This is a genomic window from Sphingomonas sp. BK345 (assembly GCF_014193845.1).
Lineage (GTDB): Bacteria > Pseudomonadota > Alphaproteobacteria > Sphingomonadales > Sphingomonadaceae > Sphingomonas.
Genome location: NZ_JACHZX010000007.1, coordinates 117,880 through 133,495, shown reverse-complemented (window position 1 = coordinate 133,495; position 15,616 = coordinate 117,880). Strand labels below are relative to the sequence as shown.

The window sequence follows — 15,616 nt, the reverse complement described above, 5'->3', positions numbered from 1 at the left end:
CGCGCCGATCAGTGCACCGCCTGATGGCGCAGATGCACCTCGATCGCCTCGTCGATCGTGTCGTAGAAGGTCAGACGCCCCTCGTGCAGCACCGCGCCGCGCTCGCAATAGGCGCGCAGTGTCAAGGGATCGTGGCTGATCATCAACAGCGTGCCGGCCGAGCGGCGGTGGTGCAGCGCGTCCTCGCAGCGCTGGCGGAAGCGGTCGTCGCCCGCGGCGGTGACCTCGTCGACCAGATAGCAGTCGAAATCGATCGCCAGCGAGATGCCGAAGGCGAGCCGCGCCAGCATGCCCGCGGAATAGCTGTAGATCGGCTGGTAGAAATAGGCGCCGAGCTGCGCGAAATCCTGGACATAGTCGAGCAGCGCCTGGATCTCCTTGCCGTAGATCCGGGCGATGAAGCGCGCGTTGTCGGCCCCGGTCAGGGTCGACTGGAAGCAGCTGGAATAGCCGATCGGCCAGGAGCAGGAGACCGTACGGGTGATGCGGCCGACGCTGGGCGCCTCGACGCCCGAGATCAGCCGCATCAGCGTCGACTTGCCCGCGCCGTTGGCGCCGCAGATGCCGAGGCTGCAGCCGGTCGGGATCTCGAAATTGAGGTCGCTCAGCACATCCTTCCGGAATTTCCGGATGTGATAGCTCTTCGACACATTCTCGAACGATATCATCTCTCAGCCGCGATCCACGCCGTTACCGTCAGGTCGTCTCATCGGCCTCGTACATCCATCGCAGCGTGTCCGCCAGCGCGCGCGGGCGCCACGACGGCAGCGTGGCGCGCAGCAGGGTCGCGTCGCCGCCGAGCACCGCGACGTCGTCGGCGCGGACGAAGTCCGGGTTGACGGTGACGTCGAGGCGATGGCCGCTGATCGCGCCGAGCGCGGCCAGAATGTCGTCGATCGAGGAGACCGTGCCGGTGGCGATGTTGACCACCGGCGGCACCGTCGCGGCCAGCGCCAGCCCGGCATAGGCCTCGGCGACCGAGCGGACGTCGCCGAAATCGCGGCGCACCCAGGTGTTGCCCAGCTCGATCGTCCCGGCCGCGCGGCGATAGTGCGCGACGATCTTGGGGATCAGATATTGGTCGGGCTGCCCCACCCCGGTGTAGTTGAACGGGCGCGTCACCACGAGCTCGAGCCGCTGCCGCCACAGCTCCGCGCCCAGCTCCATCGCGCGCTTGCTGACGGCGTAATGGTTGGCCGGCCGGGTCGGCGCGTCCTCGCGGATGAGCCCTTCCGCGCCCTGGCCATAGACCTGCGCGCTCGACGCCAGCACGCAGCGCGCGCCGGGCCGGTGGCGCGCCACCGCGTCGAGCAGGTTGAGCGTGCCGAGCTGGTTGACCGCGTAGAAGGAGCGCCAGTCGGTCGCGCCGACGAAGGCGTGGCCGGCGAGATGGATCAGCCGGTCGAACATGGTCGCGCCGACCGCCGCGTCGACCGCCGCCTCGTCGCGCAGGTCGACCTGGAGCGCGACCGGTGTCGCCCCCGCCTGTTCCAGCGCCGCGGACACGAACCGCCCGGTGAAACCGTGCGCCCCGGTCAGCGCGACGCGCATCAGAACGACCAGCCGGCGGCGTTGCGCCGCATGTCGGCCTCCACCATCAGCCGTGCGAGCTCCTCCAGCTGCACCTCCGGCTCCCAGCCGAGCTCGGCCTTGGCCTTGGCGGGGTCGCCGATCAGCAGGTCGACCTCGGCGGGGCGGTAGAATTGCGGGTTGACGCGCACCAGCAGCCGCCCGGTGGCGCGATCGACGCCGGTCTCCTGGTCCTCCTTGCCCGACCAGTCGAGCGCGATGCCGACCTGGGCGAAGGCGAGCTCGACGAAGTGCCGCACCGTCTCGGTGCGGTTGGTCGCGAGCACGAACGTATCGGGCGTGTCGTGCTGCAGCATCAGCCGCATGCCCTCGACATAGTCCTTGGCAAAGCCCCAGTCGCGCTGCGCATCGAGGTTGCCGAGCTCGAGCAGCTCGGCCTTGCCGTGCGCGATCTTGGCGACCGTGTCGGTGATCTTGCGCGTGACGAACTCGCGGCCGCGCAGCGGCGACTCGTGGTTGAACAGGATCCCGCTGGTACCGAAGATGCCGAAGCTCTCGCGATAGTTGACGGTGAGCCAATGGGCATAGAGCTTGGCCACGCCGTACGGGCTGCGCGGATAGAAGGGGGTGCGGTCGGTCTGCGGAATCTCCTGCACCTTGCCGAACATCTCCGACGTCGACGCCTGGTAGAAGCGAATGTCGCGGTTGACGGTGCGGATCGCCTCGAGGAGATAGGCCGCGCCCAGGCCGGTGATCTGGCCGGTGGTGATCGGCTGGTCGAACGACACGCCGACGAAGCTCTGTGCCGCGAGATTGTAGATCTCGGTCGCCTCCGAGGTCTCGATCAGCCGGATCGCCGAGCCCATGTCGGTGAGATCATATTCGACCAGCTTGAGCGCGGGATGGTTCGAGATGCCGAGCTCGTCGATCCGCCAGAAATTGACCGAGCTGGTGCGGCGATAGGTGCCGTAGACGGTATAGCCGCGGCCGAGCAGATTCTCCGCCAGATAGGCGCCGTCCTGACCGCTGATGCCGGTGACGATGGCGGTCTTCGACATAGTTTCTCCCACGATAGCGTGGCGTGCGCCTTTATCAGGTCATGACACGAAAGCCAGAAGCCACCGCGCGCGCGCGGGTGACCGCGCCGCCGCGACACCCTATAGCCGCGCGCGTGACCCCCGCCGATCCTCTCCTGCTCGACGTCGGCCGCCTGGTCTGGCGCGGCTGGGCCGGGCGGCTGCCGACCGGGATCGACCGTGTCTGCCACGCCTATCTCGACCGCTACGCCGGCCGCGCGCACGGCGTGATCCAGTGGAAGGGCCGCCGCTTCGTGCTGCCGCCGGCCGACACCGCGCGGCTCGCCGCGCTGCTGACGGGCGACATCGCCGACCGGCGGCCGCGCCTCGCCGCGGTGCTGGCGCGCGCGCTGCGGCGCGCCGTGCGCCCGCCGTGCCGCGGCGCGCTTTATCTCAACGTCGGCCACACCGGGCTCGACGATCCCGGGCTGGTCGACTGGATCGCGCGCCACGAGCTGCGCGCGGTCCACCTCATCCACGATCTGATCCCGCTCGAGACGCCCGAATATTGCCGCCCCGGCGAGGCGGCGCGGCACGAGCGGCGGATGCGCCACGCGCTGGCGAGCGCGAGCGGCGTCATCGGCAACTCGCGGGCCACGCTCGACGCGCTCGACGCCTTCGGCGCGGCGCGCGGCCTGCCGCGCCCGCCCGCGGTCGCGGCATGGCTGGCGGCCGACGCGCTGCCGCGTCCCGCCGATCCCGTCATCGCGGAGCGGCCGTATTTCGTCGCGGTCGGCACGATCGAGGGGCGCAAGAACCACCTGCTGCTGCTCCAGCTGTGGCGCGCGCTGGCGCAGCGGCTCGGTGAGACCGCGCCGCGGCTCGTGCTGGTCGGGCAGCGCGGCTGGGAGGCGGCGGACGCGATGGCGCTGCTCGACCGCTGCGCCGCACTGGCGCCGCTGGTCGAGGAGCGCGGCCGCTGCGACGACGCGGCGCTGGCGACGCTGCTGAGCGGCGCACGCGCGCTGCTCATGCCGTCCTTCGCGGAGGGCTATGGCATGCCCGTGGTGGAGGCGATGCGGCTCGGCGTGCCGGTGATCGCCTCCGACCTGGCGGTGTTCCGCGAGATCGCGGGGACGATCCCGACCTATCTGTCACCGCTCGACACGGTGGCGTGGGAGCGCGCGGTGCTCGATTTCGCCGGCGAGTCGCCGGCGCGCGAGCGCCAGCGCGCCGCGCTGCGCGGCTATCGCGCGCCCGACTGGGGCACGCATTTCGCCGCGGTCGAGCCGTGGCTCGCTACGTTGCCCGCGCGCGGCGAGCGCGCCTTCCTCACCGCGCGCGGCTAGAGCCCCTTCACCACCGCGTCGATCGCGATCAGCTGGCGCAGCAGCGGCTCGAGCTGGTCGAGCGGCCAGGAATTGGCGCCGTCCGACAGCGCGCGGTCGGGATCGGGGTGGGTCTCGATGAAGAGGCCCGCCACCCCCGCGCCGACCGCGGCGCGCGCCAGCACCGGCACGAACTCGCGCTGCCCGCCCGAGCGGTCGCCCTGCCCGCCGGGAAGCTGGACCGAGTGAGTCGCGTCGAACACCACCGGGCAGCCGGTCTCGCGCATGATCGCCAGCCCGCGCATGTCGGAGACGAGATTGTTGTAGCCGAACGAGGCGCCGCGCTCGCAGACGGTGAAAGCGTCGGGGTCGTGCCCCGCCGCGGTGGCCGCCGCGCGCGCCTTGGCGACGACGTTGACCATGTCGCCCGGCGCCATGAACTGCGCCTTCTTGATGTTGACGGGCCGCCCGCTCGCGGCCACCGCGGCGATGAAGTCGGTCTGGCGCGCGAGGAAGGCGGGGGTCTGCAGCATGTCGACCGCGGCGGCCACGGGCGCGACCTGCTCCTCGGTGTGGACGTCGGTCAGCACCGGCACGCCGATCTCGTCGCGCACCTTGGCGAGGATGCGCAGCCCCTCCTCCATGCCGGGGCCGCGGAAGGTCCGGCCCGAGCTGCGGTTCGCCTTGTCGAACGAGCTCTTGTAGACGAACGGGATACCCAGCCGCGCGGTGATGTCGCGCAGCGTCGCCGCGGTGGCGAGCGCCAGCGCCTCGCTCTCGATCGCGCACGGCCCGGCGATCAGGAACAGGGGGTGCTCGGGACCTATCGCGCGGCCGAACAGGTGCATCGGATCCATTCCCGTCGTTTCTGCTGCGTCCGCGAATTGGCGCGGCGCTAGACATGGGTTATAGGCGCGCGCTTCGGCGCCCGGTCCCGGCCGGGTAGCTCTCCTGCGGCGGATTGGCTACCCGCCCGACGAGGTGGCGGTTGTGCGTATCAACGAGACGGGCCAGGCCGAGGCGGCGGTGCGGTCGGCGCTCAACACCATCCGCGTGGAGCGCGCCGCGCTCGAGGTCCTCGCCGACACGCTGCTGACCGCGCCGATGCGCGAGGCGTTCGCGCGCACCGTCGCCGCGATCGCCGCGACGAAGGGGCGGCTGATCGTGACCGGCATGGGCAAGAGCGGGATCATCGGCCGCAAGATCGCGGCGACGATGACCTCCACCGGCACGCCCTCGCTGTTCCTCCACCCCGGCGAGGCGAGCCACGGCGATCTCGGCATGATCACCGGCGACGACGTGGTGCTGGCGATCACCTGGTCGGGCGAGACCACCGAGCTGGGCGACCTGATCGCTTATTGCCACCGTTTCGCGGTGACGCTGATCGTCGCCACCGCGCGGGTGGACAGCACCGCGGGGCGCGCGGCGACGATCTGCCTGCCGCTGCCGCACGTCGACGAGGCCTGCCCCAACCGGCTCGCCCCCACCTCCTCCACCACGCTCCAGGCGGTGCTGGGCGACGCGCTGGCGATCGCTCTGGTCGAGCAGCGCGGCTTCTCGCCCTCCGATTTCCTCACCTTCCACCCCGGCGGGCGGCTCGGCGCGCGGCTCACCACGGTGGCGCAGCTGATGGGCAAGCCCGAGGACATGCCGGTGGTGCGGGTCGGCGCCTCGCTGATGGAGGCGACGATCGAGATGAGCCGCAAGCGCTACGGCGCCACCGCGGTGGTCGACGCGGCGGGGCAGCTCGTCGGCGTCTTCACCGACGGCGACCTGCGCCGCAGCTTCGCCACGCAGCACCTGCACGAGCCGATCGAGGCGCACATGACCCCCAACCCGCTCGCGGTCGAGGCCGACACGCTGTCGATCGACGCGCTGCGGCTGATGAACGCCGAGGCGGTCACCGTGCTGTTCGTCTGCGCCGGCCGCCGGCCGATCGGGGCGCTGCACATGCACGACCTGCTGCGCGCGGGCGTCGCCTGAGCCCGCCCCCGCACCGGCTCCCGGACCAGCCCCCGGACCACATTGTGCGCGACCTCATCGTCGTCCCTGCGCGCTACGGCTCGACGCGGCTGCCCGGCAAGCCGCTGCGCGCGATCGCCGGGCGCACCCTGCTCGAGCGGGTCGCGCAGGTCGCCGCCACGGCCGCGGCGCTGGCGGGCACGTGCGACATGGTGGTGGCGACCGACGACGAGCGCGTCGCCGACCACGCGCGCGCGCTGGGGCACGAGGTGGCGATGACCGCGGCGGCGATCGAGTCGGGCTCGGGCCGCGCCTATGCCGCGGCGTGCCAGCGCGCCGCGCCGCCGGGGATCGTCGTCAACCTGCAGGGCGACGCGCCCTTCGTGCCGCCCGCGCTGGTGGCGGCGCTGCTCGCCGCGGCACGACGCAGCGCCGCCGCCTGCGTCACCCCGGTGGTGCGGCTCGACTGGGCGGCGCTCGACCGACTGCGCGCGCACAAGCGCGACTCGCCGTTCAGTGGCACCACCTGCGTGCGCGGCGAGGACGGCGACGCGCTGTGGTTCTCCAAGGCGGTCCTGCCCGCCATCCGCGACGAGGCGGGGCTGCGCGCGGCCGGCCCGCTGTCGCCGGTGTACCGCCATCTCGGCCTCTACGCCTATCGCCTCGCCGCGCTGGCGCGGTTCGAGGCGGCGCCGCCCGGCCGCTACGAGCGGCTCGAGGGGCTGGAGCAGCTGCGCTTCCTCGAACTCGGCATGAGCGTGCACACGATCGCGGCCGACCCGCCGGCGCACAGCATGTCCGGGATCGACACGGCGGCCGATCTCGCGCTGGCGGAGGAACTGATCCGCCGCCACGGCGATCCCCATCCGGCATGAGCGCTACCTTCGTCATCGTCCGCCACGGCGACACCTTCGCCCCCGGCGAGCCGCCGCGCCGCATCGGCGCGCGCACCGATCTGCCGCTGGTCGAATCGGGACGCGCGCAGGCGGCCGCGCTCGGCGCGGCGTTCGCGCGCCGCGGCTGGCGCTTCGACCGGATCGTGGCGGCACCGCTCCGCCGCGCGCGCGAGACCGCCGAGGCGATCCGCGCCGCGCTGCCCGACGCCCCCGCGCCCGAGCCCGCCGCCTTCCTCGCCGAGATCGACCACGGCCCCGACGAGGACCGCGCCGAGCCCGAGGTGATCGCGCGCGTCGGTGCCGCGGCGCTGGCGGCGTGGGACTCGCGCGGTGAGCCGCCGCCCGGCTGGCAGGTCGATCCCGCGGCGCGGCGCGCCGCGTGGCGGGAGCTCTACGCGCGCGAGAAGGGCGAGACGCTGCTGGTCACCAGCAACGGCGCGGCGCGCTTCGCGCTGCTGGCCGGGCCGGCGCTGGCGCAGGGGCTGGTGACACTCAAGCTGCGCACCGGCGCCTTCGGGGTGATCCGCGCCACGCCCGCCGGCTTGGCGCGGCTCGCCTGGGACGAGCGGCCGTGAGCGGTTGCGCGCGCGCGCCGCATCGGGGAGAGACGCGGCGATGAACCCGGCGCGCCTGCTCCTCTACCCCTGGTGGGTCGCCCAGCTCGCGACCGGTGCCAAGGCCTTCTGCGACAATCCGGTGATCGGCTCGCCGCGGCTCAACCGCTGGGGGCTGCACGCCGCGCGCGTGCGCACCGCGGCGCGGCTCGCGGCGGCGCGGCGGCGCCGGCTGGCACCGCTCGTCGACCCCGCCGACCGCGCCGCCTTCGACCGCGACGGCTTCGTGCTGCGCCGCGACTTCCTGCCGCCCGCCGAGTTCGCCGCGCTGCGCCGGCAGGCGCTCGGCCGCGCCGCGCCGGCGCGCGAGATGGTGCAGGGCGACACGATCACGCGCCGCATCGCGCTCGACCCCGCCGCGCTGGCGGCGATGCCAGCGGTCGCGGCGCTGGTGCGCGGCGCGACCTGGCGCGGGCTGATGCGCTACGCCGGCAGCTACGACAGCGAGCCGATCGGCTATATCCAGACGATCCTGTCGCACGTGAACGACGGCCCGCCCGACCCGCAGACCGCGCTCCACGCCGACACCTTCCACGCCACGGTGAAGGCGTGGTTCTTCCTCACCGACGTGGCCGCGGACGAGGGCCCGTTCGTCTACGTCCCCGGCTCGCACCGCATGACCCCCGCGCGTGTCGCCTGGGAGAAGGAGCGCAGCGTCCGCGCCGCGAGCGGGCTCGACCGGCTGTCGTCGCGCGGGTCGCTGCGCGTCGCCGCGGACGAGCTCGCCGCGCTCGGCCTGCCCGCGCCGCGCGCCTTCGCGGTGCCGGCGAACACGTTGGTGGTGGCGGACACGTCGGGCTTCCACGCGCGCGGCCCGTCGCTGCGGCCCGCGACGCGGATCGAGATCTGGAGCTACGGGCGGCGCAACCCCTTCCTGCCCTGGACCGGGCTCGACGCGATGAGCCTGCCCGGCCTCGCCGAGCGTCGCGCCACGCTCGCCTGGGCGGCACGCGACCGGCTCGCCGGTTGGCTCGGCCAACCCTGGGCCGACGTCGGGACGAAGACGCCCGACGCCCCCGCGACGCGGGGCTGAGGCGATGCCCGACCCCGCGGCCGAGGTGCCGCTGCTGCGCGCCCCGCCCTTCCCCGGCGCGCGCGTGCTCCTGTCCGAGCCGGGTGCGGCGCCGCCCCGCCCGATCGCGCCGGCGACGGTGGAGCGTCTCTTCGCCGCGCTGCGCGCCGCGCGCGTCGGCGGCAGCTACTGGGCGCCGGCGGGAACAGCCATGGCGCGCGTCGACCGCGCCGCGACACCCGCCGGCGAGCCGGTCGATCCTTGGTCGGTGCTCGCACCCGGGGTGACGGTGCGCGGCCACGGCGACGACGAGTGGATCGCGCTCGCGCAGATCGCGGGCGCGCGGGTCGAGTTGACCGCGCCCGGGCGCTACGACACGCCCGAGGGCGTCGCCGCGGCGCTGCTGGCGCGGCGCTATCGCGACCCCTTCACCGGCGCGCCGAGCGACCTCGAATCGACGGTGGCGCTGCTCGGGCTGTGGCGGGAGATCGCGGCGGCCAATCGAGGGATCGTCGCCGCCTGCGGCATCGCCTGGTGGAAGCGACGCGAGATCCGGCGCTTCCTGTGGTCGCCGGGGCGATCGCTGCGCTTCTACCGATCGGAGCGGGCCGCGATCGCGCACGCGGCGCGGGTCGGCGGCGCGGTCGCGGTGTGGCCGTCGCGCGTCTCGGCGACGATGGCGCGCGACGCCGCGGCCGCGGGGGTGCCGCTGGTGCGCGTCGAGGACGGCTTCGTCCGCTCGGTCGGGCTCGGCAGCGACATGGTGCCGCCGTCGTCGATCTCGGTCGACGCGCGCGGCATCCACTATGACCCGGCGCGCGCGAGCGACCTCGAGCAGCTGCTCGCCACCGCGGCGTTCGCGCCCGCGCTGCTGGCGCGCGCGGCGCGGCTGCGCGCGACCGTGATCGCGGGCCGGATCAGCAAATATGGCGGCGCCGCGGCGCAGAGCTTCCCGCCGCGCGCGCCCGGTCGCCGGCTAGTGCTGGTCCCCGGCCAGGTCGAGGACGACATGTCGGTGCGGCTCGGCGGCCACGGGCTGGCGAGCAACCTCGAGCTGCTGCGCCGCGCCCGCGCGCTCGAGCCCAGCGCCGAGATCTGGTTCCGCCCGCATCCCGACGTCGACGCCGGGCACCGCCGCGGCGCGGTGCGCGACGCCGACGCGCTGGCGCTGGCCGACCGGGTGGTGCGCGGCGGCGCGATGGCCGACCTGCTCGACCTGGTCGACGGCGTCCACGTGCTCACCTCGCTGACCGGCTTCGAGGCGCTGCTGCGCGGCCGCGACGTGACCTGCCACGGCACGCCCTTCTACGCCGGCTGGGGGATGACGCGCGACCTCGCCCCCGTATCCGATCGGCGCGGCCGAGCGCTGACGCTCGACGAGCTGGTGGCGGGCGTGCTGATCCTCTACCCGCGCTACCTCGATCCCGTGACCGCCTTGCCCTGCCCGCCCGAGACGCTGGTGGCGCGCATGGCGGCGGGGGGAGCGCTCAACCGGCTCGACCGCGTCAGCCGGCTGCGCCGCTGGCAGGGCCGGCTCGCGCGGCGCTGGCGCTAGGGTCTAGGGTCTAGGCGTCGGCGCGCGGTGCCGATCCCGCCGCCTTCTTGGCGGAGAGGTAGGTGCCGAAGACATGGTCCCAGAACATCGCGGTGATGGCGTAATTGCCCTCTTCCCGGCCGTGGTGGTGGCGCAGGTGGTGGCGCCGCAGCATGCGCATCAGCCGGCCGCGCACCGGCAGCCGGTGGCAGGCGAAATGCACCGCGTCGTAGACGACATAGCCCAGGATGAAGCCGAGGAAGAGCACCGTGCCCGCCCCGCCCAGCGCCCACGCCATCGCGGCCCAGATCGCGCCCGACCAGGTCACGCTGACGATCGGCGGCATGATGCTGCGCCACGGGTCGTCGGGGTCGTCATGATGGTTGCCGTGCATCAGGAAGACGAAACGGCGCCCCCACTCGGTCGGCAGCGCAAGGTGGAACAGGTAGCGGTGCATGACATATTCGAACAGCGACCAGGTGAGCAGCCCCGCCAGCACGAGACCGACCCACGCCGCCGCGCCGACGCGCCCGAGGCTGGCGCAGAACACGATCGTCAGCAGCACCGCCCAGAGCGCGACGAACAGTTGCGGCGGCATGACCGTCAGCCGCTCCATCCAGCCGTACCGGAAGAGCCGCAGGCGCGGGTGGCCGGCGCCGGCGCTGACGCGCCGCGACGGTTTGCGGCTGGCTCGGCTCACATCCATGGCCCGGCCATGGACAGGTAAGCGTCCAGTCTGTCAAGTTGCGGTGCAGCGAGAACCGCCGAACCGGTGCAGTTATACCACAGCGTACCAGCATGATGACTGATCCCGATCAAGCCGCAGGGCGACGTCGCCGCATCCTCGTCACCGGCGCGTCGAGCGGGCTGGGCGCGGCGCTGGCGCGTCACCATGCCGCGCCCGGCCGCACGCTGCTGCTGTGGGCGCGCGATCCGGCGCGGCTCGAGGCGGTCGCCGCGGACTGTCGGCGCGCCGGCGCGACCGCGCAGGTCCGCTCGCTCGACCTCGCCGACAGCGCCGCCGCGCTCGCCGCGCTCGCCGCGGAGGAGGCCGGGGGCGCGATCGACTTGGCGATCCTCGCGGCGGGGCTCGGCGACGTGCGCGGCCGCGGGCGCACCGTGGAGGAGGCCGTGGCGGTGGTGCGGCTCGGGCTGGTCAATTTCGTCACCCCCGGCGCGATGGCGGCCGAGCTGGCCGAGCGCATGGCCGCGCGCGGGCGCGGCGACATCGTGCTGATCGGCTCGGCCGCGGCGGCGCACTCTTTGCCCTTCGCCGCGGCCTATGCGGGCTCGAAGGCGGGGCTGGCGCGGCTCGCCGATGCGCTGCGGGTCGCGGTCGCGCCACGCGGCGTGCGTGTGCTGCTGGTCGAGCCGGGCCCGTTCGACACGCCCGGGGGCCGGCTCGTCCCCGCGCCGGCGTGGCTGACGCGGCGCCCCGAATGGGTCGCGGCGCGTATCGCGCGCGCGTGCGAGCGCGGGCAGCCGCGACTAACGCTGCCGCGGTTCTTCGCGGCACTGCGCTGGGTGGATCGCCTGCTCCCGCGCCGCGCGCGCGACCGCCTGCTGCGCGCGCTGGCGCCCCACCAGGCCGACGCGCCTTAGGGCTCTGCGACCGCGGCCAGGATGGCGTGATGCAGCCCCGCCGGGGTGAGATCGACGCGGCGGCCGGGCTCGCCCCCCTCCCCCGTGCCATCGCCGAGGCGAAGGATCACATAGGGCGTGTGGCGCTCCGGGCCGGGCGCGATCGCGCCGGGGATGCTCGGGCGATGGTCGCCGAAGAACACCAGCACCGCGCGGCGGCCGGCGCGCTCGAGATGGTCGATCAGCTCGCCCAGCATCGCGTCGCTGCCGCGCAGGTGGTGCAGATAGGCGTCGAGCCCGCCGGGCGAGCCCGCGACCCGCTCCTTCCCCCATGGCCCGTGATTCTCCATCGTCACCGCGTAGACGAAGGTCGGCGCGGTCGCGGCGTCGGCGAGCGCGCCCAGCGCCGCGCCGAGCGTCCGGTCGTCGACGTAGCGCCCGGTGCCCGGAGCGGCCGCGGCGAACGCCTCCTCGCCCACCAGCCGCTCGAAGCCGACCGCGGGCATCAGCCGGTCGCGCCCGTAGAAGCGCAGGTCGTGCGGGTGGACGAACAGGGTGCGATAGCCGCGCCCGCGCAGCCGCGCCGACAGCGCGTAGCTCGCCTCGCCGCGCGCGGTGAGGAAGGGATCGTAGCGGCGGAAGCCCAGCGCCGCCTCGTCGCGCCCGAACAGCACGCCATATTCGGTCCGCATCGTATAGGCGCCGAAGCCGCTGACGTGGAGCTCGCCCCATTGCCACGCCGCCGCGCGCGCGCGCGTCAGCCCGGGGAGCGGCGCGGCGCCCGCGAGCGCGACCGGGTCGGCGAAGGACTCGCACTGGACGACGATCACCAGCTCGGGGCTGGGCGCCGGACCGGGATCGCGGTCGGGCGGCAGCGCGGGCGGGTCGGACTGCGCGCGCCAGCGCCGCCAGTAGAGCAGCAGCGTCGCCACCAGCCCGTGGCGCGTGAGATCGCCCTCCGCGTCGGGCACGCGCGCCAGCGCGGCGAGCGACGGCCGGCGCAGCAGCAGCATGAGCGCCGCCAGCGCGACCGCGGCGATCGCCGCTCCGGCGAGGTGCGGCGTGACCCGCGGCACGAACAGCCACGCCAGGGCCGCGGGCAGCGCCAGCGCCCCCAGCACGCCCAGCGCGCGCTGCGCCGGCGACAGCGCGGTCAGGTAGAAGCCGGGGTGGCGCACCATCGCGCCGATCAGCGCGAGGTCGGAGAAGAGCAGCGGCTCGCCCAGCACCGCGCGCTTGGCGTTGGACGCGATCGCGAACACCGCCAGCAGCGCCGCCGCGAGCAGCGCCGCCGCGGGCGCGTTGCCCGTCACGGCGAGGCCCAGCCCGAAGACGATCGTCGCCACCACCAGCAGCACCGCGCTGCCCCGTCCGCTGCGCCCCAGCCGCCGCGCGCGCGGCCGCACCGTCGCGTCGAGCGCGACCGCGGCGAGCAGCAGCAGGAGATAGGACAGGACGGGGATCGTCACGCTTCGGCCGCGCACTCGCTCGAGGATGAGGCGGCGGCCCGGCGGCACGCGACCGGGCGGCGCTATAGGTCGACGAGACGCGATTGTCATGTCGCCTCGGCGCGCGAACCGCTGTATCGCGGCGCGATGACTGACCTGCCGCTCATCCCGGACGCGCTGCCGAAGATCGCGGCACCCGGTGCGACGCCGCTGCCGCAGCGGCGCGAGATCCTGCTGCTCCAGGGGCTGATGGGGCCGCTGTTCCGCCGCGTCGGCCAGGCGCTGCGGCGGCGCGGCTACGGCGTGCACAAGGTCCATTTCAACGGCGGCGACCGACTGTTCTGGCGGCTGCCGGGCGGGATCGACTATCGCGGCGCGCCGGCGGACTGGCCCGACGCGCTGGCCGCGCTGATCCGCGAGCGCGGCATCACCGACGTGATCCTTTTCGGCGACTGCCGCCCGCTCCACATCGCCGCGATCGCCACCTGCCGCGCGCTGCACGTGCCCGTCCACGTCTTCGAGGAAGGCTATATCCGCCCCGACTGGGTGACGTTCGAGCCGGGCGGGGTGAACGGCCATTCCAGCCTGCCGCGCGACCCGGCCTGGTACCTCGCCGAAGCGGCGCGCCTGCCGCCCGCGCCCGAGCATCGCCAGGTCCCCTCCTCGTTCCGGCGCCGCGCCGCCGAGGCGGTGGTGTACAACAGCGCGGACGTCTTCACGCGCTGGTACTACCCGCACTGGGAGAACCATCGCCCGTGGCACCCGCTGGTCGAGGCGGCGGGCTGGATCCGACGGCTGCGCCGGCGCCGCCAGGCGGCGGAACGGTCGCGCCTGCTGGTCGAGCGGCTGCTCGGCCGCGGCGAGCCCTACGTGTTGTTCCCGCTCCAGCTCGACTCCGACGCGCAGATCCGGCTCCACTCGGATTTCGCCGGGATCTCGGACGCGCTGCGGCTGGTGATCGAGTCGTTCGCGCGCCACGCGCCGCCCGAGCTGCGCCTCGTGATCAAGGAGCATCCGCTCGACAACGGCGTGCGCGACTGGTGCGGCGAGGCGGCGGCGCTCGCGGCGCGGCACGGCGTGGCCGAGCGGATCGACTATATGGAGAGCGGCGACATCGTGCCGGTGGCGCATGCCGCGCGCGGCATGGTCACGATCAACAGCACCAGCGGCACGCTCGCGCTCGCCGCCGGGGTGCCCGTGATCGCGCTCGGCCAGGCGGTCTATGACATCGCCGGGATCACCGATCAGCGCGGGCTGGACGCGTTCTGGCGCGATCCCGTCGCGCCCGATCCGGCGGTGTTCGCCGCCTTCCGCCGCGTGCTGATCGATCGCTGCCTGGTGCCGGGCGGCTTCTTCTCCGACGCCGCGCTCGACGCGGTGACGCAGGGCGTGGTCGCGCGGTTCGAGGCGGCGAGCCCGCTCGGGCTGGCCGAGCCCGCCACGCCGGCCGCACCGACGCCGCTGCCGCGCGCGACCTCGCGGACGAACCGCTCCGCCGCGGGCTAGCTCCCCTCCCCCGGCATCACGCGGCGCATGAACTGATCGAACAGCGGCACCGTGAAGGCGGTGTCGCCATGCGCGGGGCTGTAAAGCATGCCCTTGGCGATCAGGCTGTTGCGCGTCGGCGCCACCGAGGAGACCTTGACGCCCAGCGCCTCCGCCACGTCGCCCGAGCGGTGCGGCCCCGGCCCCAGCGTCGCCATTGCGCGCAGGTAGCGCTTCTCCGCCGGGGTGAGCCGGTCGAAGCGGACGCGGAAGAAGCTGGCGTCGAGCTCGGCCAGCGCCGCCGCGCGCGCCGCGGCGACGTCGGCCGCGGTGATCGGCGACGCGTCGGCCGCGTCCCAGCTGTGCTTGCCCCATTCCTGCAGGAAATAGGGATAGCCCTGCGTGTCGGCGACGATCGCGGCGACCGCCTCGGGCTGGATCGTCTCTTCCTCGCGCTCGATCGGCAGCCGGATCGCGTCGGCCGCGGCGGCGCCGTCGAGCGGGCCGAGTGCGACGAACTCGAACAGTCGCTCGGCATAGGATTTGGCACGTCCCATCTGGCCGAGCAGCTGCGGCAGTCCGGCCCCCACCAGCGTCACCGGCAGGCGCTTCTGGTTGGCGCGGTGGAGCGCGCTGATCAGCGCGGCGAGCTGGTCCTCGGCGACATATTGGAGCTCGTCGACGATCAGCACCAGCGCGCTGTCGCGCTCGCGTGCCGCCTCGCCCACCGCCACCATCAGGTCGGCGAGGTCGAGGTCGAGGTCGCCCGAATCGGCGAGGCCGGGCTCGGGCTCGAGATCGAGCGCGACCTCGAAGTCGCTGTACTTCACCTTGAGCTTGGCGAAGCCGGCGAGCGCGCGCAGCGCACGGCGCACCCCCTCCCCCGCGCGCGCGCCGCGATCGAGCCTCAGCAGCCCGGCGCGCAGCGACGGCGCCAGCAGTGCGGGGAGCGAGCGCTGCTCGGGCGCCTCGATCGTCACCGCCAGCATGCGTTCGGCCTCGACCGCGTCGCGCACCGCGCCGAGCAGCACCGTCTTGCCGACGCCGCGCAGCCCGTAGAAGATCGTCGAGCGCGCCGGCCGCCCGGCGCGGATGCGGTCGAGCGCGACGAGGCTGCGCTCGAGCAGCGGCTCGCGCCCGGCGAGCTCGGGCGGCGGCGTGCCGGCGCCGGGGGCGAAGGGGTTGCGGCGCGGGTCCATAGCGAGGTTAT

Annotated in this window: 15 protein-coding genes; 8 read left to right on the top strand and 7 right to left on the bottom strand. The window is 74.1% G+C overall.

All coding sequences use genetic code 11. From position 1 onward, the window contains the following. Positions 1–8: 8 nt before the first annotated feature. From FHY03_RS18440 to gmd, 3 genes are read right to left on the bottom strand one after another with little or no spacing between them, the layout of a single operon-like run. On the bottom strand, positions 9–668 hold the full coding sequence (locus tag FHY03_RS18440) for an ABC transporter ATP-binding protein (RefSeq protein WP_183931986.1): 660 nt from the start codon (positions 666–668) through the stop codon (positions 9–11). 28 nt (positions 669–696) lie between these two features. Further along, positions 697–1,551, bottom strand: coding sequence for a GDP-mannose 4,6-dehydratase (locus FHY03_RS18435; RefSeq protein WP_183931985.1), 855 nt, complete (start codon positions 1,549–1,551; stop codon positions 697–699). Then, on the bottom strand, positions 1,551–2,588 hold the full coding sequence (gene gmd, locus FHY03_RS18430) for a GDP-mannose 4,6-dehydratase (RefSeq protein ID WP_183931984.1): 1,038 nt from the start codon (positions 2,586–2,588) through the stop codon (positions 1,551–1,553). Before gmd ends, FHY03_RS18435 begins: the two co-directional genes overlap by 1 nt. A 113-nt stretch (positions 2,589–2,701) precedes the next feature. On the opposite strand from gmd, the gene FHY03_RS18425 reads away from it, so the two are divergent. Further along, positions 2,702–3,895, top strand: coding sequence for a glycosyltransferase family 1 protein (locus tag FHY03_RS18425; RefSeq protein WP_311722303.1), 1,194 nt, complete (start codon positions 2,702–2,704; stop codon positions 3,893–3,895). On the opposite strand, the gene kdsA is transcribed toward FHY03_RS18425, so the two are convergent. Next, entirely contained in the window at positions 3,892–4,722 is an 831-nt protein-coding gene (gene kdsA, locus FHY03_RS18420; RefSeq protein ID WP_183931982.1) for a 3-deoxy-8-phosphooctulonate synthase, read from the bottom strand. The two genes, FHY03_RS18425 and kdsA, sit on opposite strands and share 4 nt — an antisense overlap. Positions 4,723–4,864: 142 nt before the next feature. Between kdsA and FHY03_RS18415 the strand changes: the two genes are divergently transcribed. From FHY03_RS18415 to FHY03_RS18395, 5 genes are read left to right on the top strand one after another with little or no spacing between them, the layout of a single operon-like run. Continuing rightward, complete coding sequence (locus FHY03_RS18415) at positions 4,865–5,857, top strand: KpsF/GutQ family sugar-phosphate isomerase (protein WP_311722300.1); 993 nt, start codon at positions 4,865–4,867, stop codon at positions 5,855–5,857. 44 nt (positions 5,858–5,901) lie between these two features. Then, positions 5,902–6,711, top strand: a complete 810-nt coding sequence (gene kdsB, locus FHY03_RS18410; RefSeq protein ID WP_183931981.1) for a 3-deoxy-manno-octulosonate cytidylyltransferase — start codon at positions 5,902–5,904, stop codon at positions 6,709–6,711. After that, entirely contained in the window at positions 6,708–7,307 is a 600-nt protein-coding gene (locus FHY03_RS18405) for a histidine phosphatase family protein (protein ID WP_183931980.1), read from the top strand. The genes kdsB and FHY03_RS18405 overlap by 4 nt, the downstream gene beginning before the upstream one ends. 40 nt (positions 7,308–7,347) lie before the next feature. Further along, positions 7,348–8,379 (top strand): phytanoyl-CoA dioxygenase family protein, encoded by a 1,032-nt coding sequence (locus FHY03_RS18400; RefSeq protein ID WP_183931979.1) that lies wholly within the window; start codon positions 7,348–7,350, stop codon positions 8,377–8,379. A 4-nt stretch (positions 8,380–8,383) separates the two neighbouring features. Next, positions 8,384–9,913, top strand: a complete 1,530-nt coding sequence (locus FHY03_RS18395) for a beta-3-deoxy-D-manno-oct-2-ulosonic acid transferase (protein ID WP_183931978.1) — start codon at positions 8,384–8,386, stop codon at positions 9,911–9,913. 10 nt (positions 9,914–9,923) lie between these two features. On the opposite strand, the gene FHY03_RS18390 is transcribed toward FHY03_RS18395, so the two are convergent. After that, positions 9,924–10,598 carry a sterol desaturase family protein gene (locus FHY03_RS18390; protein ID WP_183931977.1) on the bottom strand — a complete coding sequence of 225 codons (675 nt, stop codon included), beginning with the start codon at positions 10,596–10,598 and terminating at the stop codon, positions 9,924–9,926. A 92-nt stretch (positions 10,599–10,690) separates the two neighbouring features. Here FHY03_RS18390 and FHY03_RS18385 point away from each other — a divergent pair, with 92 nt between their 5' ends. Continuing rightward, entirely contained in the window at positions 10,691–11,494 is an 804-nt protein-coding gene (locus FHY03_RS18385) for an SDR family oxidoreductase (RefSeq protein ID WP_260159405.1), read from the top strand. On the opposite strand, the gene FHY03_RS18380 is transcribed toward FHY03_RS18385, so the two are convergent. Beyond that, positions 11,491–12,942: an LTA synthase family protein gene (locus tag FHY03_RS18380; RefSeq protein ID WP_311722296.1), complete on the bottom strand. Its 1,452-nt coding sequence runs from the start codon at positions 12,940–12,942 to the stop codon at positions 11,491–11,493. The genes FHY03_RS18385 and FHY03_RS18380 overlap by 4 nt on opposite strands. Before the next feature lie 126 nt (positions 12,943–13,068). Here FHY03_RS18380 and FHY03_RS18375 point away from each other — a divergent pair, with 126 nt between their 5' ends. Further along, the gene (locus tag FHY03_RS18375) at positions 13,069–14,427 is read left to right on the top strand and encodes a capsule biosynthesis protein (protein WP_183931975.1); all 1,359 of its coding nucleotides are present in this window, start codon (positions 13,069–13,071) and stop codon (positions 14,425–14,427) included. Here FHY03_RS18375 and FHY03_RS18370 read toward each other — a convergent pair. Further along, positions 14,424–15,605 carry an AAA family ATPase gene (locus FHY03_RS18370; RefSeq protein ID WP_183931974.1) on the bottom strand — a complete coding sequence of 394 codons (1,182 nt, stop codon included), beginning with the start codon at positions 15,603–15,605 and terminating at the stop codon, positions 14,424–14,426. The two genes, FHY03_RS18375 and FHY03_RS18370, sit on opposite strands and share 4 nt — an antisense overlap. Between the last annotated feature and the right edge of the window lie 11 nt (positions 15,606–15,616).

What these genes read in the sequence shown, in the direction of transcription:
- FHY03_RS18440 (WP_183931986.1), bottom strand. Translation starts at nt 668, where the DNA reads ATGATATCGTTCGAGAATGTGTCGAAGAGCTATCACATCCGGAAATTC.
- FHY03_RS18435 (WP_183931985.1), bottom strand. Translation starts at nt 1,551, where the DNA reads ATGCGCGTCGCGCTGACCGGGGCGCACGGTTTCACCGGGCGGTTCGTG.
- gmd (WP_183931984.1), bottom strand. Translation starts at nt 2,588, where the DNA reads ATGTCGAAGACCGCCATCGTCACCGGCATCAGCGGTCAGGACGGCGCC.
- kdsA (WP_183931982.1), bottom strand. Translation starts at nt 4,722, where the DNA reads ATGCACCTGTTCGGCCGCGCGATAGGTCCCGAGCACCCCCTGTTCCTG.
- FHY03_RS18405 (WP_183931980.1), top strand. Translation starts at nt 6,708, where the DNA reads ATGAGCGCTACCTTCGTCATCGTCCGCCACGGCGACACCTTCGCCCCC.
- FHY03_RS18400 (WP_183931979.1), top strand. Translation starts at nt 7,348, where the DNA reads ATGAACCCGGCGCGCCTGCTCCTCTACCCCTGGTGGGTCGCCCAGCTC.
- FHY03_RS18395 (WP_183931978.1), top strand. Translation starts at nt 8,384, where the DNA reads ATGCCCGACCCCGCGGCCGAGGTGCCGCTGCTGCGCGCCCCGCCCTTC.
- FHY03_RS18390 (WP_183931977.1), bottom strand. Translation starts at nt 10,598, where the DNA reads ATGGATGTGAGCCGAGCCAGCCGCAAACCGTCGCGGCGCGTCAGCGCC.
- FHY03_RS18385 (WP_260159405.1), top strand. Translation starts at nt 10,691, where the DNA reads ATGATGACTGATCCCGATCAAGCCGCAGGGCGACGTCGCCGCATCCTC.
- FHY03_RS18375 (WP_183931975.1), top strand. Translation starts at nt 13,069, where the DNA reads ATGACTGACCTGCCGCTCATCCCGGACGCGCTGCCGAAGATCGCGGCA.
- FHY03_RS18370 (WP_183931974.1), bottom strand. Translation starts at nt 15,605, where the DNA reads ATGGACCCGCGCCGCAACCCCTTCGCCCCCGGCGCCGGCACGCCGCCG.